Genomic DNA, 23,779 nt, shown 5'->3' with positions numbered 1-23,779 from the left:
CACGACCCCACACCATAACATCGGATGAAATCAGTTTCATCAGAAGAACAAGATATTTTTGGTTGGAACATGAAATGTTTGATGTAGGGTGAGACGAAGGCGGCGCGGAGGGCGTCGCTGGCAATCACGCTCTGGGAGGAGTCCGATGACCAAGTCCATGGTGCGCCGCAAGGTGCTGGCAGCGGGGGCGCTGCTGATCTCAACCTGTGCCGCGACGATGTCGCTGGCGCAGGACGCGCAGACACTGCGGTTCTCGGCCGTGTTTTCGGAACAGGATATCCGGACCGAGATGATGGCCCGCCTGCAGGAGGCCGTCGCCGAGGATTTCACCTTCGAGATGCATTATGGCGGCACGCTGTTCAGTCAGGGGACCGAGCTTGTCGCCCTGCAGCGCGGCAATCTGGAGATGGGCAACATCGCGCCCCAGGACATCGCCAACCAGATCCCCGAATGGTCGATCCTAACCTCGGCCTATCTGTTCCGCGACGTGGATCACCTGCTGGCCTTCTTCGAGAGCGACGCGGGTCAGGACATGAAGACCCTGGCCGAAGAGCAGCTGGGCATTCACATTCTGGGTCCGACCTATTTCGGGACACGTCACGTGGGGCTGGTCGATGGCGAGCAGGTCAAGACCCCCGAAGACATGGCAGGCGTCCGGCTTCGCATGCCGCCCGGCGAGGCCTGGCAGTTCCTGGGACAGGCCATCGGCGCCAATCCGACCGCGATGGCCTATGCCGAGACCTATACCGGCCTGCAAACCGGCGCGATCGACGGGCAGGACAATCCGTTGCCCAACGTGCAGAACATGCGGTTCTACGAGGTCATGGAGCAGATCGCCCTCACCTCGCATCTTGTCGCCTTCGATCTGCTGACCGTATCGGCAGCAGTCTGGGAGGACATGACGCCCGAACAGCAGGAGGCATTCCAGACCGCCGCCGATGAGGCGCTGGCCTGGAGCGCGGCCGAGCATCAGACCCAGGAGGCCGAACTGGCGGATTTCTTCCGCAACGAAGGGCTGGACGTCCATACCCCGGACATCGACGCGTTTCGCAGCCATGCCCAGCAGGCCTATCTCGACTCTCCCCTCTCGGCGTCCTGGCCGGACGGGATGCTGGATCGCGTCAACGGCATGTGACCGGCAGGCGGCGGCAGCGAGGGGACGGACAGGATGCGACAGGCACTGACCCGGATGGCGGGATGGCTGAGACATGGCGTCGAGGCGGTGGCGGCCGCCTTGATGGCCGTCATGTTCTTGTCCTTCATCGTGACCATCCTGTACCGCTATGTACTGAACTGGCCCTCGGGCTGGGCGGCCGAACTGGGAACGGTCCTGTGGATCTGGCTGGTCCTGTTCGGTGCGGCCTTTCTTCTGCGCGAAGAGGATGAAATCCGGTTCGACATCGTTTATGGCAGCGTCCGGCCCGGTCTGCGCCGGGCGATGACGGTCCTTTCCGCCATCGGCATCGTGGGGCTGTTCGCGGTCTCGCTGCCGGCGGTCTGGGATTACGTGACCTTCATGAAGGTGCAGCGGACGGCCTATCTGCGCATCCGCTATGATTGGCTGTATTCGATCTATGTGATCTTCGCCGTGGCGGTCATCCTGCGCTATCTGTCGCTGGCGGCACGGGCCCTGCGGGGTCACGACCCGCTTGGCGGCAGGCCGGGTGGCGAATCCGAGAGCAATTACGACCCTGTCGATCCCCCCGCCCCGCTTCCCGACACACAGGCAGGAAAGGCCCGCTGATGGATCCCTTCATCATAACGCTGGTGGTCATCTGCGGCCTGGCGCTGCTGGGCTTGCCGATCGGCCTTTCGATGATTTCCGGTTCCGTCGTCTATATGGCGATGCGGGGTCAGGATATGGGGCTGGTGGCCGAACGGCTGCTCAACAGCATGTTCACGGGTTATGTCATTCTGGCCGTGCCGCTGTTCATCCTGGCAGCAGAGCTGATGAATGTCGGGTCCATGACCGACCGCCTGCTTCGCTTCTGCAATGCCTTGGTGGGGCGGTTCAAGGGTGGGCTGGCCTATGTCAATGTGGTCCAGTCGATCATCTTTTCCGGCATGTCCGGATCGGCCTTCGCGGATGCGGCAGGGTCCGGGCGGGTCATCTCGAACATGATGACCCGCAATGGCCGGTATTCCCGCAGCTTTGCCGGGGCCCTGACCGCCAGTTCTGCCGTCATCGGGCCCATCGTGCCGCCATCGATCCCGATGGTGCTCTATGCGCTGATCTCGAATGCCTCGATCGGCTATCTGTTTCTGGCGGGCATCCTGCCGGGGCTGCTGATGGGGCTGATGCTGATGATCGTCGTCTTCTTCACCGCCCGGCGGCACAACTTCCCGGTCGAGGAGCCGGTGCCCCTGCGTGAGCTGCCGGGCGTGACGGCGCGGGCCCTGCCGGCGCTGATGATGCCCGTCGTCCTGCTGGGCGGGATCTACAGCGGCGCGATGACCCCGACCGAGGCTGCCGCCGTCGCCGCCGCCTATGCGCTGCTGGTGTCCGCCCTGCTCTATCGCAGCGTCAGCCTGCGCCAGCTGTATCATTCGCTAGTCGGCGGCGCGCGGTCGTCCGTGGCCATCGGCATGCTGATCGCCGGGGCGCTGGTCTTCAACTATGTCGTCACCGCCGAGAACATCCCCGAAACGCTGCGGATCGCGCTGGCGGGGTATGATCTGACGCCGCTGCAGTTCCTGCTGCTGGTCAATGCGGTTCTTCTGCTGCTGGGATGCCTGCTGGAGGGGACGGCGATCATCCTGGTGATCGTGCCGGTGTTCATCCCCACGGCCAACGCGCTTGGCGTCGATCTGGTGCATTTCGGGGTCGTCGTGGTCGTCAACGTCATGATCGGCCTGATTACCCCTCCCTACGGGCTGCTGATCTTTATCATGCAGAGCATTACCAAGGCACCCTTGGGTGCGCTGATCCGCGACCTGATCCCGTTCATCGTCTCTCTGCTAGTCGCGCTGGCGATCCTGACGCTGTTCCCCGACCTGGTCCTGTGGCTGCCGCGACGCTTTGGCTATACGGGCTGACGAACAAGGATACCCTCATGAAGCCAATTTATATCCTGAATGGACCCAACCTGAACCGCCTTGGTCGGCGCGAACCAGAAATCTATGGTCACACGACCTTAGTGGAAATAGAGGCGATGTGCCGGGCCGCTGCCGGTGATGCCCCGGTGGTCTTTCGCCAATCGAATGCCGAGGCCGAGCTTGTCGACTGGATCCACGAGGCCATCGACGAAGGGGCTGCAATCATCATCAATCCCGCCGGTCTCAGCTTTCGTTCGATCCCGATCCTCGATGCGCTGAAAATGTTCGATGGACCGATTATCGAGCTGCACATCTCGAACATCCACCGGCGGGAAGAGATCTATCAGCATTCCTTGATGTCGCGGGCGGTGACGGCGGTCATCGCGGGACTGGGTCCAATGGGCTATCCAACGTCGGTAAAGGCCATCAGGCAGATACTGGGCAATCTCGGTACTACGCCTTCACGCTGAAGCTAGAGCCGGTTGCACTCAATCGACCTCATAGCCTGCGGCTTTAAAGTAGTTGTAGCATTCCTCGTCGGAGAACAGGTCGCAGACTTGGCCGACCGCGGCCCATAGCTGATCGTAGGTCCTTGCGGCAGCTTTTCTGACAAGAGCCTTGAGCTTGGCAAATGCCATTTCAATCGGATTGAGATCGGGGCTGTATGGCGGCAGGAACAAGAACCACGCGCCGATATCATGCAGTGCAGCCGCAGCGGCAGGGCTCTTGTGGCTGGAGAGGTTGTCCAGAATGACGACGTCGCCGGCCCGGAGCGTCGGGACGAGCTGGGTTTTGATATAAAGTTCGAACATCTCGGCGTTCATCGCCTCGTTGATCACCCAAGGCGCGTCCAGCCGGTCATGGCGTAGCGCTGCAGTGAAGGTCTGGCTCCGCCAATATCCAAACGGCGCATGATCCACGAAACGTTGCCCGCAAGGCGACCAGCCGGTGGCCTTGGTCATGTTGGTCTTGAGCCCGGTCTCATCAAGGAAGGCCAGCCGCTCCAGATGGTTGACCATGAAGGGTTGGCGCCTTGCCATCCAGATATGACGCAGCCCCGCAACATCCTGGCGCTTCTGTTCAAGCGCCTGCAGGGCTTTTTTTGTGTGTCAATCCAAGCCCGCGCAACATCCGCCAGACAGTGGCACGGTGGACGGCGATGCTGTGGGTTTGGGCCAGTTCAGCCACCAATTCATTGAGCGTGATCTCGCCTTTGGCCATGACACGCGCCTTGAGCCATCCGGCCACGCCCACCAGCTTCCCATGTCCGCCGCCATTGCCTTGCTGTCTCGGCGTCAACAACCCGGTCTCGCGTCTCAGCTTCACCGGATCGTTGACAGATTTCGGCGAGACCCGAAAGTGCCGCGCCGCCTCGCGATGCCCATGCCCCTCGTCCACATAGGTCACGACCCGGGTCCGAAGCTCCATTGGATGTGGCTTGCCCATCAGATCCCCTATCTCTGCCTCAGCACAAGGGAAGCATATCCCATATTGGCTGGGGAGCCTGAATCCTGATGCCTAAGATATACTCTAGGTCCCGGGTCGTTGAGTTTAGCGAGCGTGATACGGTTGCGGCAAGACACATAAAAGCTTGCGATTAACCCATGCTATCGCAGCACTCGCCGTAGGCCCTCCTGAACCTTCAGAAGCGGCTCAAGATACAGCGCGACCAGATCCGTCGCATCCGCCTGCACGGCGGCGACGCCCGTGTTGATCGCCGCGATGACGCGGCCTTGCACCGAATGGAGGGGCACGGCGATGGAGCGCAGGCCCGGCTCGACCTCCTGGTCGATGACGGCGTATCCGTCCCGGCGTGCGGCGTCGATCCGGGTCATGATCTCGGTCGGATCGGTCAGGCTGTGGGGCGTGCGCGGCGTCAGATCGGACGACGTGATCAGCGCCAGGGCCTGATCGCGGGGAAGGGCGGCCAGCAGGACGCGCCCCATCGACGTGCAATGCACGGGCAAGCGCGATCCAGGCATCAGGCCGATCGACATCACCCGCCGCTGCGCCGCCCTGGCGAGATAGACGATCTCGGTCCCGTCGAGGATCGACACCGAGGTCGATTGCCCTATCCGGTCGGACAGCTGCTCCAGCCAGGGCTGCACGAGATGCGCCAGGGGCATTGCCGCAAGGGCGCCCATGCCGAGGCGCAGAACCCGCGCGGTCAGGGCGAAGAACTTGCCGTCATAGCTGGCATAGCCCAGATCGTGCAGCGTCAGCAGGCACCGGCGCGCCGTGGCGCGATCCAGGCCGGTCGCCGCCGCCACGTCCGAGATCGACATGCGGGGCTGGTCCGCCCCGAACGCCTCGATCACCTGCAATCCCTTGCCGAGCGATCCGATGATGTCCGTCCTGTTCGCCATGCGACCACGAATACCTGGCATGTGAACAAAACTCAAGATGCGAACATAGCCCTTGGCGCAGGGGGTCTGCCCGGTCTAATCCGTCCCCATACGGAGGAGCCTTAATGGACAAACGCATCGCAAGTCTGGCCGACGCGACCGCCGAGGTCGGCGACGGCGCCACGGTGATGATCGGCGGTTTCGGCGGATCGGGCGCGCCGATCGAGCTGATCCACGCGCTGATCGACCGCTTCCTGGCCACCGGCAGCCCGACGGGGCTGACCGTCATCAACAACAATGCCGGCAACGGTCATGTCGGCATCGCGGCGATGATCGAGCAGGGCATGGTGGCCCGGATGATCTGCTCGTTCCCGCGCTCTGCCGATCCGGTAGTGTTCACCGACCGCTACCAAGCCGGCCGGATCGCGCTGGAGCTGGTCCCGCAGGGGACGCTGGCCGAGCGCATTCGTGCGGGCGGGGCGGGCATCCCGGCCTTCTACACGCCGACGGGCTTCGGCACCGACCTGGCCGAGGGCAAGCCCGTGGCCGAATTCGACGGCCGCCCCTATGTGCAGGAACGCTGGCTGAAGGCCGATGTCGCGCTCATCAAGGCGGAAACCGGGGACCATCTGGGCAACCTGACCTATCGGATGGCGGCGCGCAATTTCGCGCCGCTGATGGCCATGGCCGCGACCCGGACCATCGTGCAGGTCAGCCATGTGGTCGCGCCGGGCGGCATCGATCCCGAGGCGGTGATCACGCCGGGGATCTTCGTCGATGCCCTCGTCCACGTGCCGGACCCGGCGCAGGAGGAGGATCTGAACCGCGCAGGGGCGCGATACCCGGAGGTGACGGCATGACCGGCAAGCTGACGAACGCGCAGATCGCGTGGCGGGCCGCGCAGGACATCCAAGACGGGGCCTATGTCAATCTGGGCATCGGCTTCCCGGAAATGGTGGCGCGCTTCCAGCCCGCGGGGCGCCAGGCAATCTTTCACACCGAGAATGGCATCCTCGGCTTCGGCGAGGCTCCAGCTGCGGGCGAGGAGGACTGGGATCTGATCAACGCGGGCAAGAAGGCAGTGACGATCCGGCCCGGCACCGCCTTCTTCCATCACGCCGACAGCTTCGCGATGGTGCGGGGCGGGCATCTGGATGTGGCGATCCTGGGCGCCTATCAGGTCGCGCAGAGCGGCGATCTGGCGAACTGGTCCACCGGGCCCAAGGGCGTGCCTGCCGTGGGCGGGGCGATGGACCTGGTCCATGGCGCCAAGCGCGTCGCGGTCATCACCGACCATGTCACCAAGGACGGCAGGCCCAAGCTGGTCCAGGCCTGCACGCTGCCCCTGACCGGGGTGGCCTGCGTGACGCGGGTCTATACCTCGCTGGCGGTGGTGGACATCGAGGGCGGACGCTTCGTGCTGCGCGAAAAGCTGGCCGCGCTATCGTTCGACGACCTGCAATCCCTGACCGGCGCGCCGCTGCATGTCGACGGCGCCGTGACTGACCTGACCGTTCCGGAGCTGTGAAATGACCGAGGCCTTTATCTGTGACTACATCCGCACGCCCATCGGCCGGTTCGGAGGCGCGCTGTCCTCCGTCCGGGCGGACGATCTGGGGGCCATCCCGCTGCGCGCGCTGATGGCGCGCAATGCGGGCGTCGACTGGCAGGCGGTCGATGACGTGATCTTCGGCTGCGCCAATCAGGCGGGCGAGGACAACCGCAACGTGGCGCGCATGTCGCTGCTGCTGGCCGGCCTGCCGGTCGAGATCGGCGGGACGACCATCAACCGGCTTTGCGGATCGGGCATGGATGCGATCATCGCCGCCGCCCGCGCCATCCGCGCTGGCGAGGCCGATCTGATGATCGCCGGCGGGGTCGAGTCGATGTCCCGCGCCCCCTTCGTGATGCCCAAGGCCGAGGCCGCGTTCTCGCGCAGCACCGCCATTCACGACACGACCATCGGCTGGCGGTTCGTCAATCCGCTAATGGAGGCGCAGTACGGCGTCGAGTCCATGCCTGAGACAGCCGAAAACGTCGCCGAGGATTTCAGCATCAGCCGCGGCGATCAGGATGCCTTTGCCCTGCGCTCGCAGGACAAGGCCGCCCGGGCGCAGGCCGATGGCCGGCTGGCGCAGGAGATCACCCCGGTCAGCGTTGCGCAGCGCAAGGGCGATCCGCGCATCGTGGATCGGGACGAACATCCCCGTGCCACGACCCTCGAGGCGCTGGCGGCGCTGAAGGCCCCGTTCCGCAAGGGCGGGACGGTCACGGCGGGCAATGCCTCGGGTGTGAATGACGGGGCGGCGGCGCTGATCATCGCCTCCGAGGCAGGCGCGCGCCGTCACGGCCTGACGCCCATCGCCCGGGTGCTGGGCGGGGCCGTAGCGGGTGTCGCGCCGCGCATCATGGGCTTTGGCCCGGCGCCCGCCTCGCGAAAGCTGATGGCCAGGCTGGGCATGGGCCAGGCCGATTTCGACGTGATCGAGCTGAACGAGGCCTTTGCCAGCCAGGGTCTGGCGACGTTGCGGGATCTGGGGATCGCCGACGACGACCCGCGCGTGAACCCCAATGGCGGCGCCATCGCGCTTGGCCACCCCTTGGGCATGTCGGGTGCGCGCATCACCGGCGCGGCGGCGCTGGAACTGCTGCGCATCGGCGGACGGCGATCTTTGTCGATGATGTGCATCGGCGCAGGCCAAGGCATCGCGATCGCCCTGGAACGGGTCTGACGTCAGGGGTCTTGGGTCGAGGCGGCCAGGTTGTTGGTCTTCGACCAGGCGGGCTTTTCGGCATACATCTTGCGGATCAGGCGCTGGATCAGGTCCAGATAGCAAGATGTATCGCCGGCCCGATGGCTCATGGTGACCGGAGGGGTCGCACAAGGGCTGTCGATGACCTGCTTGCGCCACTTTGCGACCGTCTTGGGGTGATCCCAAGCTCCCGGCTCCGCGTTGCAAACGAAGCTAGCGATCGTTGTATTGCAGCTCTGACGGCGTGCGCGGTTGTAGGTTTTAGACCCATTGATTTCAGACGTTTGACATGATTCAGGCTCTGCAAGGAGACCTGATGAATGAGCAACTTGTTCTGGCTGACCGAAGCACAGATGGCGCGGCTTCGCCCTTTCTTTCCCAAGAGCCATGGCCGGCCACGTGTCGATGATCTGCGTGTCCTGAGCGGCATTATTTTCATCAATCGCAATGGCTTGAGATGGTGCGATGCACCGAGGGAATACGGACCGGCCAAGACCCTCTACAATCGCTGGAAGCGTTGGAGCGACAACGGGGTCTTCGCCCGGATCATGGTGGGCCTGGCCGCTGAAGGCACGGATCCGAAGACGATCATGATCGACGCGACTTATCTGAAAGCGCATCGCACGGCTTGCAGCCTGCGGGCCAAAACGTATGGCCCGCCCCGTCTGCAAGCGGAAATTTTTGATGACATGATCAGTCTGCACAAACGTATCCGGCATGTCGGCACAAAGGCCGCCGCCAAGATGGAGATCCGCGCGTCACAATCCTCATAAAGGGGCCGGCCTCAGTGGGCCATTTTGCGCCGGAGGTTTTTGCAACGCCGATCAACTGTCAGGCCATCTTCCTTTCACCACTCGCAGCTCGTTGCGCCCGGCTGTGTTCAAGACGGGCGCGTGTTCCTCAACCGGCCGCCTGCGGCACGGCTTCATAGTTTCGCCCGTGCCGCAGAAGCGCCCAGACAGTGCGGGCCATCTTCGCAGCAAGGGCGACAACAGCGACGTTGGGATGGGTGCGCACAAGCAGTGCACGCAGCCAGGCGCCTACGGCAGAATTCGCTTTTGCCAGTGTTGGCATGGCAGATCGCGCGCCTTGGATCAGCATCTTGCGCAGGTATCGACTGCCGCGCTTCGTGATCCCGAGCAGTTTCGGTTTGCCTCCTGTTGTCGCCTGCCTGGGCACCAGACCCAGCCAGGCGGCCAGATTGCGTCCTTTCGTGAATGTCGCGGCGTTGCCGACAGCGGCGACCAATGCGGTGGCATTCAGCGCACCGATGCCCGGAATGCTTGTCAGCCGCCGTGCTCGCTCATCGGTCCGAGCCATGGCCGCGAACTCGGCGTCAAAAGCGGCAATGCGGCGGTCAAGCTCGTCCCACCGCGTGCGCATGTCGCCGAGCAGGAAAGCCATGCGGGGACTGAGGCTGCCCGTGCCGGGGTCGAGCATGTCAGCGAGCAGGTGGCGCAACCGGGCATGGCCCTGTGCTACGACATGTCCCCGTTCCAGCAGAAGGCTCCTGATCTGGTTGGTCAGCGACGTGCGTTCTCCGACCAGTCGATCCCGCACCCGATGCAACGTCTGGACGTCGAGTTGCTCCTCGCTCTTGAGTTCGACAAAGCGCATGGTGGGTCGGGTTGCCGCTTCGGCAATGGCCTCAGCGTCGCGATCATCATTCTTCTGCGCCTTGACGTAAGGCCGGACATATTCCGGCGACATCAGCCGGACCTCATGCCCCAGTGCTGCCAGCGACCGTCCCATGTGATGAGCGCCGCAACACGCCTCCATGGCCATGATGCAGGCCGGCAGCTTCGACGCGAAGGCGATGACGCCGTCACGACGCAATCGCCGTCGCACCACCACTGTCCCCAGGCTGTCGAGACCGACGATGCTGCAGCTGTTCTTGCCTAGGTCGATGCCAACGATCACAATGCTCATGGTCCGCTCCTTCCTCCATTGAACACCGACATCCTACACGGAGATCGGCGGGAGGGGCGGGCCATCCATAAAGGGGGGCGCGGTCGCCAGATCGGTCGAACGAAGGGCGGCATGAACACAAAGCTGCACGCCGTCACTGATGCGAAAGGCCGACCGATCCGGTTCTTCATGACGGCAGGGCAGGTCAGCGACTACACGGGGGCGGCGGCGCTGCTGGGCAGCCTACCGAAGGCCGACTGGCTCTTGGCAGACAGGGGCTACGACGCGGACTGGCTGAGAGAAATGTTGGAAGACAAGGGCATAAAAGCCTGCATCCCCGGCCGGAAGTCCCGCAAAAAGACCGTGAAATACGATAAGCGCCGCTACAAAAGGCGCAATCGCATCGAGATCATGTTCGGTCGGCTGAAAGACTGGAGGCGGGTGGCCACGCGTTACGACAGGTGCCCGGAGACATACCTTTCGGCTATCGCTTTGGCTGCAACCGTCCTGTTCTGGCTCTGAAACTCAATGAGTCTAGACCCTAGCACTACTTTGGCAGAATTTTTTCTGGGCGTTCTGCGATGAGCCTTTCACAATGAGGGCAGCGTCCTGGTGGTGGTCTCGCGAAGGCGTCGAGGATGGCTTGCCTGACGGCTGGCATGGTTGGTTGCGGGGGCGGTCCGGGGACTCTTTTTTTTCCGTCCCGCGGCCTTGAGGCGGCGGGATTGCAGGAAGGCGTAGGCGATCATCGTCATCAGCGCGTGTCGGTGAATACCCGTCCAGGACCGTCCCTCGAAATGATCGAGACCAAGCTCCTCCTTGAGTTGTTGATGCGCCTGTTCGCAGATCCATCGGGCCTTGACGGCGGCGGCAAGCGCCTTGAGGTTGGTGTCGGCTGGCAGGTTCGAGGCGTAGTATTTCCGCTCGCCGGTCGCACGGCGTTCGCCAATCAGCCAAACCTCCTCGTCACCGGGCATGGCTTGCACACGGCCATCTGCCATGCGATGTCGGTGGCCATCGGCGATGTGGACACGGGTTGCGGCGAACTGGCAATTCAGCCTGCCTTTGGTCCCTCGCCTCCAGCTGACCTTCCGCCATTTCTCGTCCTCCAGCATCTGTTCGGCGGAAACGGCAAAGCGGTCTGGGAGGTGATATTTGCGGCGTCGGCCGCGCCCGGCCTCGGGAAAGACCAGCCCGACATCTGCCGGATAGACGTTCTGGCGCCGTGACAGGCCGACCGCCCAAGCGAGAGAGCGCGCGCTCAGGGCCTGGCGAAAAGGCCCGCTCGATCCGTAACCCGCATCGGCCAGCACGCAGCCGAAGCGGACACCCGCAGCCCTCACCCGGTCGATCTCCTCGATGGCAATTTCAGGTTTGCTCAGGGCCGTTTGACGATCGTCCGGCACCCGGGCCCGGGCCATGCGGTCGGGATCGTTGGTCCAGACCTCTGGTAGAAACAGCCGCAACCCCACCGCCACCGGCACCTCGCGCGAGGCCAGCGTTACCGAGACCAGCGACTGGCAATTCGCGGTCTTGCCAAGCGATGAGGCATATTGCGGCGAAACCCCGACCGAGCGTTCACCCTTCTTCGGCAGACAGGTATCATCGATGACCAGAAAGGCGTCATCGCCACCAACCAGCCTGTCGGCCTCGGCCAGCAAGACCGCCTCCAGCGGCGCGCTGTCCCAGACCCCGTCGGCGATGAAATGATGCAGTTGGTCATAGCCGACCGCCCCGTCCCGTGCCGCCATCGGCTGCACGCTCTTGCGATCACCCGGGCCAATGAGCCCGGCAACATAGGCCGGACACATCCGCCCCCGCGTCTTGTGCCCAAGCGCCGCAACAAACGGCGCCAGCCAGGTTTCCAGATCGCTCCGCCAGTTCCCCATAAACCGCCAGCCTCCCTCAAAGCTGGCTCCCTATGAATCACCCAAAACGCCTCCCGTGAATCCGCAGATTATCGGATCAGCAAAATTCTGCCAAAGTAGTGCTAGAGGCCACTTTGCTGGCGCTGCCCGCGGCGGAGGCCGCAGGGGCCCGCGAACGCCTGGTCTACATCGAGGTCGAGGCGATGCTGCTGGCGCAGGGGCTGATGCTGGGTTGTGACGAGATCGGCCGCGAGTTGATGGAGGCCCGCGCAGCATCCGACCCGGAGGCGTTGCGTCTGGCGCGGTGGGCGGTCCGGCGGCTGGAAGGGCAGGGGGCCTTGGCGGACCTGCCGGCCTTTCTGGGTCTGCACCGCCGCGCCGCATCCGACGAGCCATCGGCGACCAGCATGGACCTGCGCCTCCAGGGCAGGGAATTCGATGGCGCGGCTGTTGAGTTCCTAGCGGCCGTCGATGCCTTTACGGCGTTGCACCCGCTGGCACGCGGCCCTGCGGCTCTCGCCCTGTGGCGCATGGCCGAGCTGTCGCCGCCGGGGCAGGTGGCCGAGCCTGCCGTCTGGTCGGCGCGCCACATGGCGGCAGGGGCCGAGGGGCTGCGCTTCGTCCCCTTCGGCCGGCATGGGCGGCGGGTCTGGACCGGCTATGGTCCGCCCGCCGATCGATTGGCCACACATCTTGCCGCGCTGCGCGCCGGCGCGCAGGAGGCGCGGGCCCTGATCCTGCGCATCGGTGCCTGGTCCGAGCAGGCCCGGGCCGCCACCGCCGGCATCAAGGGCGACAACGCCGCCCGGGTCATCGCGGTGCTGGCGGCCCGGCCCTTCGTCTCGGCCATGGAGATGGAGACGCGCGCTGGCATCAGCCGCCCTACGGCCGAGCGCATGCTGAAGCGCCTGAACGATCTCGGTCTGACCCGCGAAGTGACCGGCAATCGCAGGTTCCGGCTGTGGACCACCGAAAGATGATCGTATCATGCCTTTGCGCTGCAGCACGTTCACTGCAGCCTGGGTGCCGATCCCGCCACGGGATGGCGAAACACCGGAGGGCCAGATGACACGCAAGCCGGACGCGAAGACGCCCCCGGATCAGAAACCACCTGTTCTGAAAAGTGACAGTCGTCAGACCAACTGGCGCCGAGCCAATCTTTCCAAGTACCGTGCACATCTCGCCGTGCAACGCGCGCTCATGTCTGGCCAGCTCCAGAAGCAGCCCTGTGAGGTCTGCGGGGTGAGCGTCGTCGACGCCCATCACGACCGCTATGATCAGCCTCTCGATGTCCGCTGGCTGTGCCGTTCCCATCACGTCAAGCTGCCCCACTATGGCGAGGACATGTTTCCGATTGGCGGCATGTCTTCAAATCGAGTCTGACGGCAGGGAGGTCTCGTCATGGTCGCGGGAAAAGTCCCGGCGACAGCGTTGTTTGGACAGGCAAGCAGTAGGTCTGGAACGCAGACCAAGGTGCCCGTGGCCGTCTCGGTCCTTCGAATATCTAGAAACTCGTTTCCGTGCCGCTGCCGCAGGGTCACACAGGCTTTTCAAGCAGGGGGTAGAAGGTTTCGCCATCCTGCAAGAGTGCCATTCCCTCGTAGCGCTGGCACATCCTGAGCTGCCCCTTGCATACAATGTTGCGAGCTATCTAAGGCAACGCCTCCAGCCGGGTAAGGAGCTTCGGGCTGACACGGGCCTGCATCCGGCAGCTCCAGGCGCCCTCGATCAGCGTGCGCCGGGCAAGACCGCTTGCCCTTCACCGCACCGGTGCGCAGCTCCACCTCCAACTCCATGATCCAGTCGGCCGCAAAGGCCAGCATCTCGCGCATCAGATCCGTGTTGGCCTGCGTCTTGATCGATCAATCAGTGCCATTCTCTCGTCGGTCATCGTCATCTCCATCTGGTTCAAGGCCGCGCAACCCAAACCATTCCGAAGACCGGCGATGACCACCAGCGTCACCACCGGCCGCGCGCTACGCTACGCCGGGGCTCCGCGCGCGGTTTCCTATACCAACTGCTGGGACACGGCCCTCAAGCGCATCCCAAAGCGGCAAAAGTCTTCCCCACGGATATTGGCCACCCCGCCCGATGGAGCCTCAACCGGCAAATCAACACTCGGCGACAGTCCACGGGATGCTCGTCCCTCAGTGCAGCATGGATCACAGTGCGGCTGACCATATTTCAATCTTAACATGATAAAATATAAATTTGCACAACCTATGAGATTAACGTATCTATGCATGCCCATCAGGCGTAAGGCTGTGACAGGTGCCAAGAAAGAATTTGGTACCCGTCAAAGGAATATGGTCATGGCAGAGCGTCTTATTGATGTCTGCGACAGCAACAAACGTGTACTCCACACGTATCCGGTCACACTCGATGATGCCAGTGGAGCCGTCACCGATGCTGATTATCAGGCCAAGGCATTGGAAGCCGCTGCCTATGGACAGCTGGTCCCCGCTGCACAACTGTCAAGCTTGACGGCTCGACTGCATCAAAGCCGCGGGGGCAGAATGCAGCCCTATGGCGATGAGATCGGCACTACATCCGAGACAAAATCGGGTCTGGAACAGGCCGTCCGCGAGCAGGCGTATGCCCTGTGGGACCAGGAGGGGCAACCTGACGGGCGTGCGGAAGAGTATTGGCACCGAGCTTTCGACCAGCATCTGCGCGAACGGGCCTATGTTCTGTGGCAGCAGGAAGGAAGCCCTGAAGGCGGGGCCGATGAAGACTGGAAGCGAACACGCGTCTTCCAGTCCTGTTAGGGACCCCCTCTGAGCGAAAGGCAGGTCATCCGCGAGCGATTTCACACCATCGGCGAGTGTGACTTGCAGAAAAAACCTGAAAGCCTTCGGACGCCCATCCTCTTCGTCCTCTTTATCAGGACCCGGCCTGGTCCCCGCCACCGTCATGCGCCAAGACGAAATGGGGCTGTCTAAGGGGATCAACCGCCGTCGTTGGAAAAGGGAACGGTGATACGGACCCTGACACGACATCTGTCACCTGTACGCAAAAACACTGAAGCGCAAATTGCAGCTCCCTCGCTGCACCAGTTGCCGCTCCTCAGTCAGAAGCCGTCGCTGGTGGCCTTTTTTGCAAGTACTTTTGAAACGATACGCCGAACCGCCTCTGGACGGCTTGGCAGGTCTGGTTGGTTGCGTCTGAACTCGTCCAGCATCTCGACCAGATCAGCATTCATCCGCACCAGAACAGCTTCGTTCAATTTAGGCATTTGACATCCACATAACCTGTTAGATCTTCAACTTTTGATTGAATTTCTGTTGACGCGTTCACCTCTCTAAAGATATCAGGATATCAGCGCAAATTGTGATGCGCAACATGCCCAAAGGGAACCCCCATGAACGCGATTTACGCGACTGATAGCGGCTTGTCTGCGGTTGCGACCCAAACACCCATCATGAACTTGTTCCGCGAGTGGGAGAATTTGCGGAAAGAAGAGGGTCCCGTCTACAATATTAGTCCTACCGGAGAGGATGAGGAGACTAAGGCTTTAAACACCAGCCTACATGAGCGTGAGAGCACCATAATGGCGGCGCCTTGCCAGATCCCGCTCGACTTTGTGGCGAAGATCATCGTGTGGACCGGCTACGGAATCCATGCCCTTCCTGACGCATATAAGAACCCGGATTTCTGGGCCGATGCCCGTAGGCTGATTGGAGGTGCGGCATGAGCATGTCAACGGCGGCAGATCTAGTCATGGCGGCAGTCAGGGAGTTGGACGATGTAGAGCAACTCATTTTCCTTTCTGGAACGGAAGCCCTGGTCTCCAAAACCTTCACGATGGCCGAATTTGGAGTCTGGCTGCACGACCGCATCCGGAGCCATCATGCCAGGGAGGAGTTGCTGTGGTCGAGTCTAGAGACCCCAACATACCCCGGAAAGTGGCCCCTAGTTCAACCTTGACCCTGCCTTCCTCTCCATATTGGTGTGATGAATCTGAAAACCCTGGGGCGAGGGATCGCGCCGGGGTTTTCAGAAAAAGGCAACGGTGGTCTCAACCTGTCGTCGCAACACTCTGCTGATGGAGGTTGCGATGACGGCAGATGAGCCAACCAAAGTGTTCTGCGGCATCCCGCCGGCTCAAGCTACGGCGCAGCGACGAATGCTCACCATGTCCTGGTTGACGGCCACATGGGCTTATTCCGAGAGAGGGCCGCTTTATGCAACCGAAGGTCACCAAGAGGTGTTATGCTGCACTGCAGCATAACATTCAGCGCCTCCCCGTTTGATGAGTCTACCCGAGCTGTCCTGACGTAATAGCACATGATGCCCCTGCAATTCGGCGGAGGCATTGATTGGTGCTTCCAGTTCAAGGCAGCATCCGAGAAAGATATTTCCATGACCCTTCGCCAGACAATCCAAGCCGCTTCCGAAAAAGCTGCCGACCTGATCACCAAGCTCTCCGCGACCTCGAACCAGGCAATCAAGACGCGCGAGAACCTGTTTGCCGACCTGAGCAACGAACTCTCTCACTATGTCGAGATCGAGGAACAGCATCTTCTGCCCTTACTGCGCAAGCACGCCGAGACCAAGGACCTGGCGGCCGATGCCTTGAAGGGCAACAAGGACCTGCGCGCCGCGCTGGAAAAGCTGTCTGGTCAATCGAAGGACGATGATGCTTTCCTCGAGGCCCTCGCCGATCTGAAGAAAGGTTTCCAGCAGTACGTTCGCAATGAACGCAAAGAGCTTCTCCCCGCTATTCTTAAGGTGCTGACCGACGAGGAGGCAGCCGACATGGCCACTGGTATCGAAGATGCTGTGGAAGAGGCCAGGAAAGCCGATCGTGACGAAAAGCGCGAGGAGGCGGCCCAGGCCAAGCGCGAGGCTGAGGAAAAAGAGCGGGCCGCAGCAAAGGCACGCGCACGGGCCGCAAAGATCCGCAAGGAGAAGCGTGACGAGAAGCTTGAAGAACTGGCACTGGCCAAGCGAGAGGCTGAAGAGGAAAAGCAAGCCGCCGCAGCCAAGCGTGCTGCCGTCCGTACCCGAAAGGCGGCGGAACGCGCCGCCCGTGAAGTCACTGAGACGGTTGCCCAGGTGATGGATGAGGGCTCGACCGCCGCCGAGGCCCGCACCCATGACATCGCCGGGACCCTTGCCGGGCGGACGCAAAAGATCGCGGCAGACACCCGCGAGGCAATGTCGGTCTATGGCGACACAGCACGGAAAATATTCGGCGACCTGCAGGCCGCCAAGAGTTCGCCGGCTGTCTCGACGCAGGTCGTGTCGGAGATTTCCTTTGCCTGGATGGACTGGTTTGGCAGGGCCGCTCGCGCCAATGCCCAAGCCTCTCGGCAGCTGATGCGGTCCCGGTCGCTAAAGGATATCGCAGAGGTTCAAAAGGAATTTGCCACCAGCACCATGCAGAACTGGATGGATCGCCGGGCTGCGGTGCTCCGGCTTGCGCAGCGCGGCTCGGAGCAGGGGCTCAGTCCGCTCCAGGCTCATCGCAGCGACACCGCGTAGAAGCCAATCCATTCTCCGTGGAGGGGAACATCGTTGCAAGCAGCACCGCTGCATCTCCACGGCATCGAGACAAGGGTAGCAGTGCCTGTCGCTGTGCCCTTGCCTCGTCCGACCCGAACAAGGACAGGCAGATGATGACTGGCATGAATGCATGGACAGAGCTGGCATGCGCCGGCCTTGGCATGATGACGACAGGCTTGCGGGCAAGCGAGACGATGGCGGCCTCGGGCAGTGTGATAAGTGCGCGCGTGAGTATCATGGGCAATGCCGCCTGTCGCCCTGCCGAAGGCGACTATGCAGAGATCACCGATATGGTGGTTGAAAAGGTGGTGGCCATCTCGAAGGTCAACCAGGTCATTGTGGCCCATTGGTCGGCGTTGCTGGTGGATGCCTCCAAGCAGGCGCAGCATCTTAGCCGCGTGATGGTTGGCGGGCGCCCTTTGAACACGGGCGACATGGCAGGTCTTGCCGACCGCTGGATGGCGCATGGAACCCGGATAATCACCCGCAGCATGGATGCCGGTGGCCTGGTGCTGGCCCCTGTTCATCAGCAGGCCACAGACAACGCTCGACGACTGCGGTAGCGCAGCCGAAGGCGGGACTGGGGCAGGGTGGATAATGCTGCCACGCAACACCAGAAGCTTGCAATGCTGCACTGCAGCATCTACTCGGTAGCACGGGATGGAAGCAGCGATACGTTCCCCGGTCTCTCAATCGGTGCAGCACCAGGAGTGGGCGATATGGCAAAAACCCCCGATCATATGAAAATGATGCAGGACATGATGGCTAACTTTCCTTTCAGCACCTCGTCGATGCAGGACGCCATGAAGTCGCAGAGCTTGCTTGGTGAAAAGTTGGCACGCATGGCGCTGACCGCGGCCGAGCGCTCGACTGAGATTTCGGCCCGCTGGTCCAAGGACGCGATCACCCGCATTGGCGAGCTGGCCGCGGTGAAGAACGAGCCTTCCGCATATGCCAAGGCCATGAGCGACTTCGCGTCTGCCACCGCGGAAACCGCTGCCGAACAAATGGCTGCGTATGCGGAAGTGGCCAAGAAGGTCCAGATGGACACGGTCGACTTCCTCTTGACCGCCGGCAAGGACATTGGCTCTGATACTCAGAACCCGGCCGGAAAGGCAACGAGCGACAAGTCGGAGTGATCCCTGGAACCACGACCGAGAAGGGGCGGCTTGGCCGCCCCTTTTTTATTGACCGCGGCAATCTCTGAAACGACCCAAAGACCGGAGGTCAGAGGATGAAGCTGACGTCCTCCATGCCCAGGCCCTCGAAGGTGACCGTGCCCTGGTCGTGCCTCATGACAAGGCCCTGGTTGCTGTTCTGCCAGGTCATCCTTCCGTCGCCGATCAGCTCGGCGGTGTCGAAGCCGACCTGGAAGTCCTTCACGATATCTCTGCCCGACAGGAAGATGAACACGTCACGTCCCGCCCCGCCGGTATAGACATCGTTCCCGGCGCCGCCATCCAGGGTGTCCTGGCCGCTGTCGCCCGAAAGCGTATCGTTTCCGTACCCACCAATCAGACGATCGTTGCCGCCCCCTCCTCTCAGGACGTCGCTTCCGGCCATCCCGGACAGGGTGTTCGCTCCGTTGTTCCCGACAAGGCGATTGCCCAAGGCGTTCCCGATCCCGTCGAGATCCGCCGTTCCTCGCAGGAATAGCGCCTCCGTATTCGCGGCCAAGGTCCAGTCGATGGCCGACCTGACCTCGTCGTACCCCTCGTTTGTCCTTTCGATCGTCCGGTCGCCGCGCTCGTTCACGAAGTAGAGGTCGTTGCCCAGGCCGCCATGCATCTCGTCGGCGCCGCCCTTGCCATAGATCGTGTCATTGCCGCCGAAGCCGAAGATCCGGTCGTTCCCACCGCCCCCTTCAAGAATGTTGTTCTGATCATTTCCCCGAATGGCGCCCGTGGGCGTCGGCTGGACGGGGGCCGGGTCTACAGGCTTCGGATCCACAGGTTCGGGCTCTGCCGGGGAGGGATCGACGGGTTCAGGGTCGACGGGCGCGGGTCCCGCACCATTGTCGTTGACGCCATCGCGGTCGTATTCGTTCACCGTCTCCCATGCGACCTTCTGAAGGGCATCCGCCAGCGCGGGGTTCACCGCCGGGTAGGATCCCCAGGGGCTGAAGGTCCGTTCCGGCAGGCCATCGGGGTTCTCGCCATACAAGGTGGCCTGATGAACCATCGTGACGAAGTAATTGCCGTTGATGTTCAGGTGGATGTCATCGACGAAGAACTGCCGGATCGACGTCACGCCGGGAACCTGGCCCGCCGCGATCGCGTCATAGAGGTTGGCCATGGCCTGGCCGGCGGGGATCATCAGCATCGGCTTGGCATCTGCCGGCAGGGCCTCGTTCACGCCGTCGAGGATGCTTTCCCATTTCGGCCCGAAGCTGTCCAACCCCGCGCGCCAGTCCCTCAGGTTGCCCTTGTGAAAGTCGAAGCCGTGCCAGGTCTCGTAGATATAGGTCTGCACGTCGGGATTGGCCGAATAGGCCAGATTGGCGAACCGCAGGGCATTCTGGACCGTCCCGGACCATTTCAGATGACTGTCCAGCGGAATCGCTTCCGTCATGATCACGGCATCATAGTCCCCGGTCGCCAGCGCCTTGCGCGAGTCCTTGCCCTGCGCAAAGCTGGCGCCGGAACTCTCCCAGCTGACCCGCAGCGGGGCACCGATGATCACCTGATAATCGGTGACCCCCCCGCGCCCCATGCTGTTCATCATGTGGGGCATTTCCAGGCCCACGAGGCTGTGGCCGATGGTGAAGATGTTTGATGAGGCCGAAAGGGTCACTTTGTTCTCCGTCTGCTCCTCGGATCGCATGTCGCGACCGCAGGAATCCAAAACCGTTGTCGCCATCGACAGTCCACGAACGGGAAGCGGAACGAATGACACGAAGCAACTGGTGAGAACCTTACCCGGACATATGCGGACCATGTCCTAATAGCGTTAACAACTCAAGGTTGTTTTAAACTTTATAAATCATTCTTAAGACGTGTTGGGTTGGCCGCCTGTCCTCAGGCCTCTGCCGTCCCATAATCGGAAGCCACTGCCCCTCAAAGCACCTATGGTAGGCAGCGGCGGCAGTCAGATCGACGCAGGCAGGGTCTTAAGAAACCGTATGAAAGTTAGATCGTGCACGGTCGATAGCGCAGGGCCTGAACGAATACGGGTGTTTGCATCACGCTGTGTGGGTCTTCGAGGGTTTTTCATGCGTGGCTGTAAACCCCGGGTGATCGACGAAGACGAGGTTGAGCCCTTCGGCGCCAAGCCCGGGAAGGCGATGGCCTGATCTATGAACAAGAAAATCTCGCATCTTGCAGCGGGACGTGAGGTGAGGATGATCGAATGCGCGCATCCGATGATCCGCAGCCTGCGCCGTGCCACGACTTTTAGATGAAGTCCACGTTGTCGGCGGTCAGCTGCTGGTAGTGATCCTGGAGCAGGATGCTGCTGCCCTGGTCGAACTCAATCAGCGTGCCGTCGCGGTTGATAGTGGTCCGCTGCGCGAGGGCGGCGATCGAGATGGTGGTGCCCAGAAGGCTGCCCTCAATCTCCAGCATGTCGCCCTGGCCGGTCCGGAAATCCGCCACGGTCAGCATGTTCCCGGAACCGCTGCTGGTTAAGACAAAGGTGTCGGCTCCGGCGCCGCCATAGGCCAGATCCCAGCCCGTGCCGCCATGCAGGCGATCGTCGTCGCCATCGCCGTGCAGAAGATCGTTGCCGCTGCCGCCGAGGAGCAAGTCGTTGCCTTGGCCGCCATAAAGCGTGTCGGCCACGGCGCCGCCCTCCAGCGTGTCGTTTCCGGTCTCGCCGCGCAGGACATCGTTGCCGGCATCGCCGCGCAGCAGGTCGTTCTCGCCTCCGCCCGACAGGGTATCGCTGCCGTTGCCGCCGGACAGCGTGTCGTTCCCTGCCTCGCCGAACAGCAGGTCGTTGCCGGTTCCGCCGCGCAGCAGATCGTTGCCCTGGCCACCGTGCAGCCTGTCGGTCCCGTCGTTGCCGTCCAGCGTGTCGTTGCCGCCGTCGCCGTTCAGAAGGTCGTCGCCCAAGCCTCCGGACAGCAGATCGTTGCCCTGACCGCCGTACAGCGTGTCGTTTCCGCTATCCCCCGACAGCCGGTCGTTGCCACCATTCCCGTAGATCACGTCATTGCCGCCATTGCCGCGCAGCACGTCGTCCCGCCAGTCGCCCCGGATCAGGTTGGCACGGTTGTCGCCGTCGCCGCCGTTCTGTTCGGGCAGGGTGGGGGTCTGGGGCAGCGGCGCAGGTTGCTGTGGCACCGGCTGAGGCTCGGGTTGAGGTTCCGGGGCGGGCTGAGGCTGGGGCAGGTCGGGCATTGCCTGGGGCACGCGCAGGGCGCCTGCCACCTCCTGGATGCGCTCTCCCATCCCCACGAAGGTGATCGAGCCGCCGTCGGGCAGGGTCACGATCATGTCGCGCGCCCCGTGATTGTCCCAGTTCACGCTGCGGGCATTGCCGATGAACTGGCTCCGGGTCAGGGACAGCCCGTCGATGCTGAAGCTGTCGCCGGCAGAGGGGTTGAAGTCGACGATGATCGTCTTGCCGCGCGGATTCAGCACGAAGGTGTCGGCCCCCGCTCCGCCATGCATCTGGGTGACGCCGTTGCCCGCGATCAGCGTGTCGTTGCCGCGCCCGCCGAACAGGTGGTCATGGCCGCTGCCGCCACCATGGACCACGTCATTGCCGTCCTGGCCATAGAGGAAATCGTCCAGCGCATTGCCGATCACCATGTCGTTGCCGGTGCCGCCATAAAGGAAGTTGTTGGCCTGGGCATGGCCCATCATCGTGTCATTGCCCCCATGCCCGGCGGCCAGGCCCAGATAGCGCGCCGCGTCGAAGGGATTGCGGGCGTCATAGTCCGGGTCGCTGGTCTGGTTGCGCAGCCAGCCCTCGATCAGGGTGGGGTGGACCTGCTCGCCTGCCGCATGGGCGGGGTCCTGATGACCCAAGGTCATCGCGTCATGGGCGGCGGCGTAGCTGGCTTGCTGCACGAAGCGCAGGGTCCCGTCGGCATCCATGCGCGACAGGACCGAGGCGCCATACTGGCTGCCGGTGAACCAGGCCGTCGAGATGCCATTGTCGGCGAACCATTCGTAGGTGGCGGTCAGGCCGCGCACCTCGGCATTCTCGTGGCGCAGGTTGTAGGCGGAGTCGCCCGGGGCGTTCGTCTCGGTCAGGATGATCGCATCGCCCAGGATCGGCTTGAAGACCTTCTCCAGCACCGCGCGGAGCTGATCGGGGTCCGACATGCCGCGGGTCTCGTTCCAGCCCGGATACCAATGCGCCGACCAGACCAGATCGTCCCCCAGCCCGTTGCGGATGTAATCGAGTGCCGTCACATCGCCCATCTGGACCCGCTCAAGTTCCTCGAACTGGCCGGAATAGTTCCAGCCGCCCACCAAGACCTTTGCATCCGACCGTCCGGCGATCATCTGGCCCAGATCGACCATGTGCTCGGCGTAAAGCTTCACAAACTCCTGCAAGGCGGGCCAGCGGGCCTCTGCCAGGAAGGTGGCCTGATTGTAGGCGGCGGGCTCGTTGATGACCTCCAGCCCATAAACCGCCCGGTCGACATCGGGGTTCTGGTCCAGCCAGTTCAACATGTCGGTCCAAGCGGCCTCCATCTTGTCATACACCGGACCCGTCAGCGCGTCGCGGGCCTGTGCGATCTGGTTGGGGCCCTCGACGTCGAGGCTTTGGGCGTCGCCCTCGAACTGACCGAAGATGAAGGTGAAGCCTTCCTTAGCCGCCGCGCTCAGGAAGCGCTCGAAATCAGGGTCCAGATTGCCCCGGGTGTCGAAGCTGTGAAGGTTGAAGGGAATGCGCAGGGTCGTGACGAGAGGCAGCGAGTCCCGCAATCCGGCCGCATACAGTTCGGGGCTCTCATGCATGCCGACCGGGACCGTCTGGAACTCACTCTGCCAGAGGTAGTATTTGCTGTCGGCCCGGAGGTTCGCCCCATAGCTGCCGTTCGCCTTGTCGGCGGCGATCTGATCGCGCGCCTCGACCTGCAGATTGATGATGTTCAGCTCGGTCGTGTCGGCCATGGCGGTCTCCCTGTCACGATGATGTGCCTGCAGGCCGAGCGCTATCAGGGAACCGCTCGGTTCGGCAGCGAGGCAAATTCGCTTATACAACCTAAAGTTGAAATAAATACAAGTTAAACATTCTGGAGATGCATGGAAAGCCGGACCGGCCGCGGGTGATCCAAGGCAAGATGGTTGGGCAGAGGAAGCTGCGGCTGTCGGGCAGTCGATTGATGAAAAATTTTTATCTAGGAAAATCTTCGATCAACTCGAAGGCTTCCTTCGCCGCATTAGCGTAAGGTGACCGTCCC

The 23,779-nt window shown here is 62.6% G+C and carries 24 protein-coding genes and 1 pseudogene; 16 read left to right on the top strand and 9 right to left on the bottom strand.

Translation table 11 applies throughout. The features are described from left to right. The first annotated feature begins 145 nt into the window (after positions 1-145). Genes dctP through E4191_RS19150 form a run of 4 tightly spaced genes read left to right on the top strand, consistent with a single transcriptional unit; the run spans position 146 to position 3,506 of the window. On the top strand, positions 146-1,135 hold the full coding sequence (gene dctP, locus E4191_RS19165) for a TRAP transporter substrate-binding protein DctP (RefSeq protein ID WP_139616010.1): 990 nt from the start codon (positions 146-148) through the stop codon (positions 1,133-1,135). Between the two features lie 33 nt (positions 1,136-1,168). Beyond that, on the top strand, positions 1,169-1,744 hold the full coding sequence (locus E4191_RS19160; protein ID WP_139616009.1) for a TRAP transporter small permease: 576 nt from the start codon (positions 1,169-1,171) through the stop codon (positions 1,742-1,744). Continuing rightward, positions 1,744-3,036 carry a TRAP transporter large permease gene (locus tag E4191_RS19155; protein ID WP_139616008.1) on the top strand — a complete coding sequence of 431 codons (1,293 nt, stop codon included), beginning with the start codon at positions 1,744-1,746 and terminating at the stop codon, positions 3,034-3,036. Before E4191_RS19160 ends, E4191_RS19155 begins: the two co-directional genes overlap by 1 nt. A 17-nt stretch (positions 3,037-3,053) precedes the next feature. Then, positions 3,054-3,506, top strand: a complete 453-nt coding sequence (locus E4191_RS19150; protein ID WP_139616007.1) for a type II 3-dehydroquinate dehydratase — start codon at positions 3,054-3,056, stop codon at positions 3,504-3,506. 18 nt (positions 3,507-3,524) lie between these two features. Here E4191_RS19150 and E4191_RS24335 read toward each other — a convergent pair whose 3' ends face one another. From E4191_RS24335 to E4191_RS19140, 3 genes are all read right to left on the bottom strand, one after another. Next, positions 3,525-4,055 (bottom strand): IS630 family transposase, encoded by a 531-nt coding sequence (locus E4191_RS24335; protein ID WP_228461862.1) that lies wholly within the window; start codon positions 4,053-4,055, stop codon positions 3,525-3,527. A 61-nt stretch (positions 4,056-4,116) separates the two neighbouring features. After that, complete coding sequence (locus E4191_RS24330; protein WP_228461861.1) at positions 4,117-4,443, bottom strand: hypothetical protein; 327 nt, start codon at positions 4,441-4,443, stop codon at positions 4,117-4,119. Between the two features lie 200 nt (positions 4,444-4,643). Then, positions 4,644-5,402 (bottom strand): IclR family transcriptional regulator domain-containing protein, encoded by a 759-nt coding sequence (locus tag E4191_RS19140; protein ID WP_139616006.1) that lies wholly within the window; start codon positions 5,400-5,402, stop codon positions 4,644-4,646. A 104-nt stretch (positions 5,403-5,506) separates the two neighbouring features. Here E4191_RS19140 and E4191_RS19135 point away from each other — a divergent pair, with 104 nt between their 5' ends. Genes E4191_RS19135 through pcaF form a run of 3 tightly spaced genes read left to right on the top strand, consistent with a single transcriptional unit; the run spans position 5,507 to position 8,113 of the window. Beyond that, entirely contained in the window at positions 5,507-6,241 is a 735-nt protein-coding gene (locus E4191_RS19135) for a 3-oxoacid CoA-transferase subunit A (protein ID WP_139616005.1), read from the top strand. Next, positions 6,238-6,909: a 3-oxoacid CoA-transferase subunit B gene (locus E4191_RS19130; protein WP_139616004.1), complete on the top strand. Its 672-nt coding sequence runs from the start codon at positions 6,238-6,240 to the stop codon at positions 6,907-6,909. Before E4191_RS19135 ends, E4191_RS19130 begins: the two co-directional genes overlap by 4 nt. A 1-nt stretch (position 6,910) precedes the next feature. After that, complete coding sequence (gene pcaF, locus E4191_RS19125) at positions 6,911-8,113, top strand: 3-oxoadipyl-CoA thiolase (RefSeq protein ID WP_139616003.1); 1,203 nt, start codon at positions 6,911-6,913, stop codon at positions 8,111-8,113. Positions 8,114-8,115: 2 nt separating this feature from the next. On the opposite strand, the gene E4191_RS24620 is transcribed toward pcaF, so the two are convergent. Further along, on the bottom strand, positions 8,116-8,244 hold the full coding sequence (locus tag E4191_RS24620) for a hypothetical protein (RefSeq protein ID WP_269436683.1): 129 nt from the start codon (positions 8,242-8,244) through the stop codon (positions 8,116-8,118). 210 nt (positions 8,245-8,454) lie between these two features. On the opposite strand from E4191_RS24620, the pseudogene E4191_RS19120 reads away from it, so the two are divergent. Further along, positions 8,455-8,799: pseudogene (locus E4191_RS19120) on the top strand (transposase); the annotation flags it as partial. A 235-nt stretch (positions 8,800-9,034) separates the two neighbouring features. Here E4191_RS19120 and E4191_RS19115 read toward each other — a convergent pair. Continuing rightward, complete coding sequence (locus E4191_RS19115) at positions 9,035-10,063, bottom strand: IS110 family RNA-guided transposase (protein WP_135312247.1); 1,029 nt, start codon at positions 10,061-10,063, stop codon at positions 9,035-9,037. 18 nt (positions 10,064-10,081) lie between these two features. Here E4191_RS19115 and E4191_RS19110 point away from each other — a divergent pair, with 18 nt between their 5' ends. Further along, complete coding sequence (locus E4191_RS19110; RefSeq protein WP_331459665.1) at positions 10,082-10,564, top strand: IS5 family transposase; 483 nt, start codon at positions 10,082-10,084, stop codon at positions 10,562-10,564. A 68-nt stretch (positions 10,565-10,632) separates the two neighbouring features. Here the strand turns inward: E4191_RS19110 and E4191_RS19105 are convergent, their stop codons facing one another. Beyond that, positions 10,633-11,931 (bottom strand): IS701 family transposase, encoded by a 1,299-nt coding sequence (locus tag E4191_RS19105; protein WP_139616002.1) that lies wholly within the window; start codon positions 11,929-11,931, stop codon positions 10,633-10,635. A 113-nt stretch (positions 11,932-12,044) separates the two neighbouring features. Between E4191_RS19105 and E4191_RS19100 the strand changes: the two genes are divergently transcribed. The 3 genes from E4191_RS19100 to E4191_RS19085 all read left to right on the top strand — a co-directional run bounded on the left by E4191_RS19100 (position 12,045) and on the right by E4191_RS19085 (position 14,678). After that, a complete protein-coding gene (locus E4191_RS19100; RefSeq protein ID WP_139616001.1) occupies positions 12,045-12,890 on the top strand; it encodes a Fic family protein in 846 nt (281 codons plus the stop codon). 85 nt (positions 12,891-12,975) lie between these two features. Next, complete coding sequence (locus E4191_RS19095) at positions 12,976-13,293, top strand: replication endonuclease (protein WP_139616000.1); 318 nt, start codon at positions 12,976-12,978, stop codon at positions 13,291-13,293. A gap of 929 nt (positions 13,294-14,222) precedes the next feature. After that, a complete protein-coding gene (locus E4191_RS19085) occupies positions 14,223-14,678 on the top strand; it encodes a DUF2934 domain-containing protein (protein ID WP_139615999.1) in 456 nt (151 codons plus the stop codon). Positions 14,679-14,980: 302 nt separating this feature from the next. Here the strand turns inward: E4191_RS19085 and E4191_RS23895 are convergent, their stop codons facing one another. Then, on the bottom strand, positions 14,981-15,145 hold the full coding sequence (locus tag E4191_RS23895; RefSeq protein ID WP_176562806.1) for a hypothetical protein: 165 nt from the start codon (positions 15,143-15,145) through the stop codon (positions 14,981-14,983). A gap of 126 nt (positions 15,146-15,271) precedes the next feature. Between E4191_RS23895 and E4191_RS19080 the strand changes: the two genes are divergently transcribed. The 4 genes from E4191_RS19080 to E4191_RS19065 all read left to right on the top strand — a co-directional run bounded on the left by E4191_RS19080 (position 15,272) and on the right by E4191_RS19065 (position 18,557). Further along, the gene (locus E4191_RS19080; RefSeq protein WP_139615998.1) at positions 15,272-15,604 is read left to right on the top strand and encodes a hypothetical protein; all 333 of its coding nucleotides are present in this window, start codon (positions 15,272-15,274) and stop codon (positions 15,602-15,604) included. A 668-nt stretch (positions 15,605-16,272) separates the two neighbouring features. After that, positions 16,273-17,397: a hemerythrin domain-containing protein gene (locus E4191_RS19075; protein WP_176562810.1), complete on the top strand. Its 1,125-nt coding sequence runs from the start codon at positions 16,273-16,275 to the stop codon at positions 17,395-17,397. Between the two features lie 131 nt (positions 17,398-17,528). Further along, complete coding sequence (locus E4191_RS19070) at positions 17,529-17,981, top strand: hypothetical protein (RefSeq protein ID WP_139615996.1); 453 nt, start codon at positions 17,529-17,531, stop codon at positions 17,979-17,981. A gap of 156 nt (positions 17,982-18,137) precedes the next feature. Next, positions 18,138-18,557 (top strand): Phasin, encoded by a 420-nt coding sequence (locus E4191_RS19065; RefSeq protein ID WP_139615995.1) that lies wholly within the window; start codon positions 18,138-18,140, stop codon positions 18,555-18,557. Positions 18,558-18,645: 88 nt separating this feature from the next. On the opposite strand, the gene E4191_RS24320 is transcribed toward E4191_RS19065, so the two are convergent. Next, complete coding sequence (locus tag E4191_RS24320) at positions 18,646-20,211, bottom strand: hypothetical protein (protein WP_139615994.1); 1,566 nt, start codon at positions 20,209-20,211, stop codon at positions 18,646-18,648. Between the two features lie 599 nt (positions 20,212-20,810). Then, positions 20,811-23,489 (bottom strand): calcium-binding protein, encoded by a 2,679-nt coding sequence (locus tag E4191_RS19055; RefSeq protein ID WP_139615993.1) that lies wholly within the window; start codon positions 23,487-23,489, stop codon positions 20,811-20,813. Between the last annotated feature and the right edge of the window lie 290 nt (positions 23,490-23,779).

This window comes from Paracoccus liaowanqingii, from assembly GCF_004683865.2.
Taxonomy (GTDB): domain Bacteria; phylum Pseudomonadota; class Alphaproteobacteria; order Rhodobacterales; family Rhodobacteraceae; genus Paracoccus; species Paracoccus liaowanqingii.
This window is presented reverse-complemented; position numbering and strand designations above follow the sequence as displayed.

Coding starts and splice junctions, on each gene's coding strand:
- dctP (WP_139616010.1), top strand. CDS start 146: ATGACCAAGTCCATGGTGCGCCGCAAGGTGCTGGCAGCGGGGGCGCTG.
- E4191_RS19160 (WP_139616009.1), top strand. CDS start 1,169: ATGCGACAGGCACTGACCCGGATGGCGGGATGGCTGAGACATGGCGTC.
- E4191_RS19155 (WP_139616008.1), top strand. CDS start 1,744: ATGGATCCCTTCATCATAACGCTGGTGGTCATCTGCGGCCTGGCGCTG.
- E4191_RS19150 (WP_139616007.1), top strand. CDS start 3,054: ATGAAGCCAATTTATATCCTGAATGGACCCAACCTGAACCGCCTTGGT.
- E4191_RS24335 (WP_228461862.1), bottom strand. CDS start 4,055: ATGGTCAACCATCTGGAGCGGCTGGCCTTCCTTGATGAGACCGGGCTC.
- E4191_RS19140 (WP_139616006.1), bottom strand. CDS start 5,402: ATGGCGAACAGGACGGACATCATCGGATCGCTCGGCAAGGGATTGCAG.
- E4191_RS19135 (WP_139616005.1), top strand. CDS start 5,507: ATGGACAAACGCATCGCAAGTCTGGCCGACGCGACCGCCGAGGTCGGC.
- E4191_RS19130 (WP_139616004.1), top strand. CDS start 6,238: ATGACCGGCAAGCTGACGAACGCGCAGATCGCGTGGCGGGCCGCGCAG.
- pcaF (WP_139616003.1), top strand. CDS start 6,911: ATGACCGAGGCCTTTATCTGTGACTACATCCGCACGCCCATCGGCCGG.
- E4191_RS24620 (WP_269436683.1), bottom strand. CDS start 8,244: ATGAGCCATCGGGCCGGCGATACATCTTGCTATCTGGACCTGATCCAG.
- E4191_RS19115 (WP_135312247.1), bottom strand. CDS start 10,063: ATGAGCATTGTGATCGTTGGCATCGACCTAGGCAAGAACAGCTGCAGC.
- E4191_RS19105 (WP_139616002.1), bottom strand. CDS start 11,931: ATGGGGAACTGGCGGAGCGATCTGGAAACCTGGCTGGCGCCGTTTGTT.
- E4191_RS19095 (WP_139616000.1), top strand. CDS start 12,976: ATGACACGCAAGCCGGACGCGAAGACGCCCCCGGATCAGAAACCACCT.
- E4191_RS19085 (WP_139615999.1), top strand. CDS start 14,223: ATGGCAGAGCGTCTTATTGATGTCTGCGACAGCAACAAACGTGTACTC.
- E4191_RS23895 (WP_176562806.1), bottom strand. CDS start 15,145: ATGCCTAAATTGAACGAAGCTGTTCTGGTGCGGATGAATGCTGATCTG.
- E4191_RS19080 (WP_139615998.1), top strand. CDS start 15,272: ATGAACGCGATTTACGCGACTGATAGCGGCTTGTCTGCGGTTGCGACC.
- E4191_RS19075 (WP_176562810.1), top strand. CDS start 16,273: ATGACCCTTCGCCAGACAATCCAAGCCGCTTCCGAAAAAGCTGCCGAC.
- E4191_RS19070 (WP_139615996.1), top strand. CDS start 17,529: ATGATGACTGGCATGAATGCATGGACAGAGCTGGCATGCGCCGGCCTT.
- E4191_RS19065 (WP_139615995.1), top strand. CDS start 18,138: ATGGCAAAAACCCCCGATCATATGAAAATGATGCAGGACATGATGGCT.
- E4191_RS19055 (WP_139615993.1), bottom strand. CDS start 23,489: ATGGCCGACACGACCGAGCTGAACATCATCAATCTGCAGGTCGAGGCG.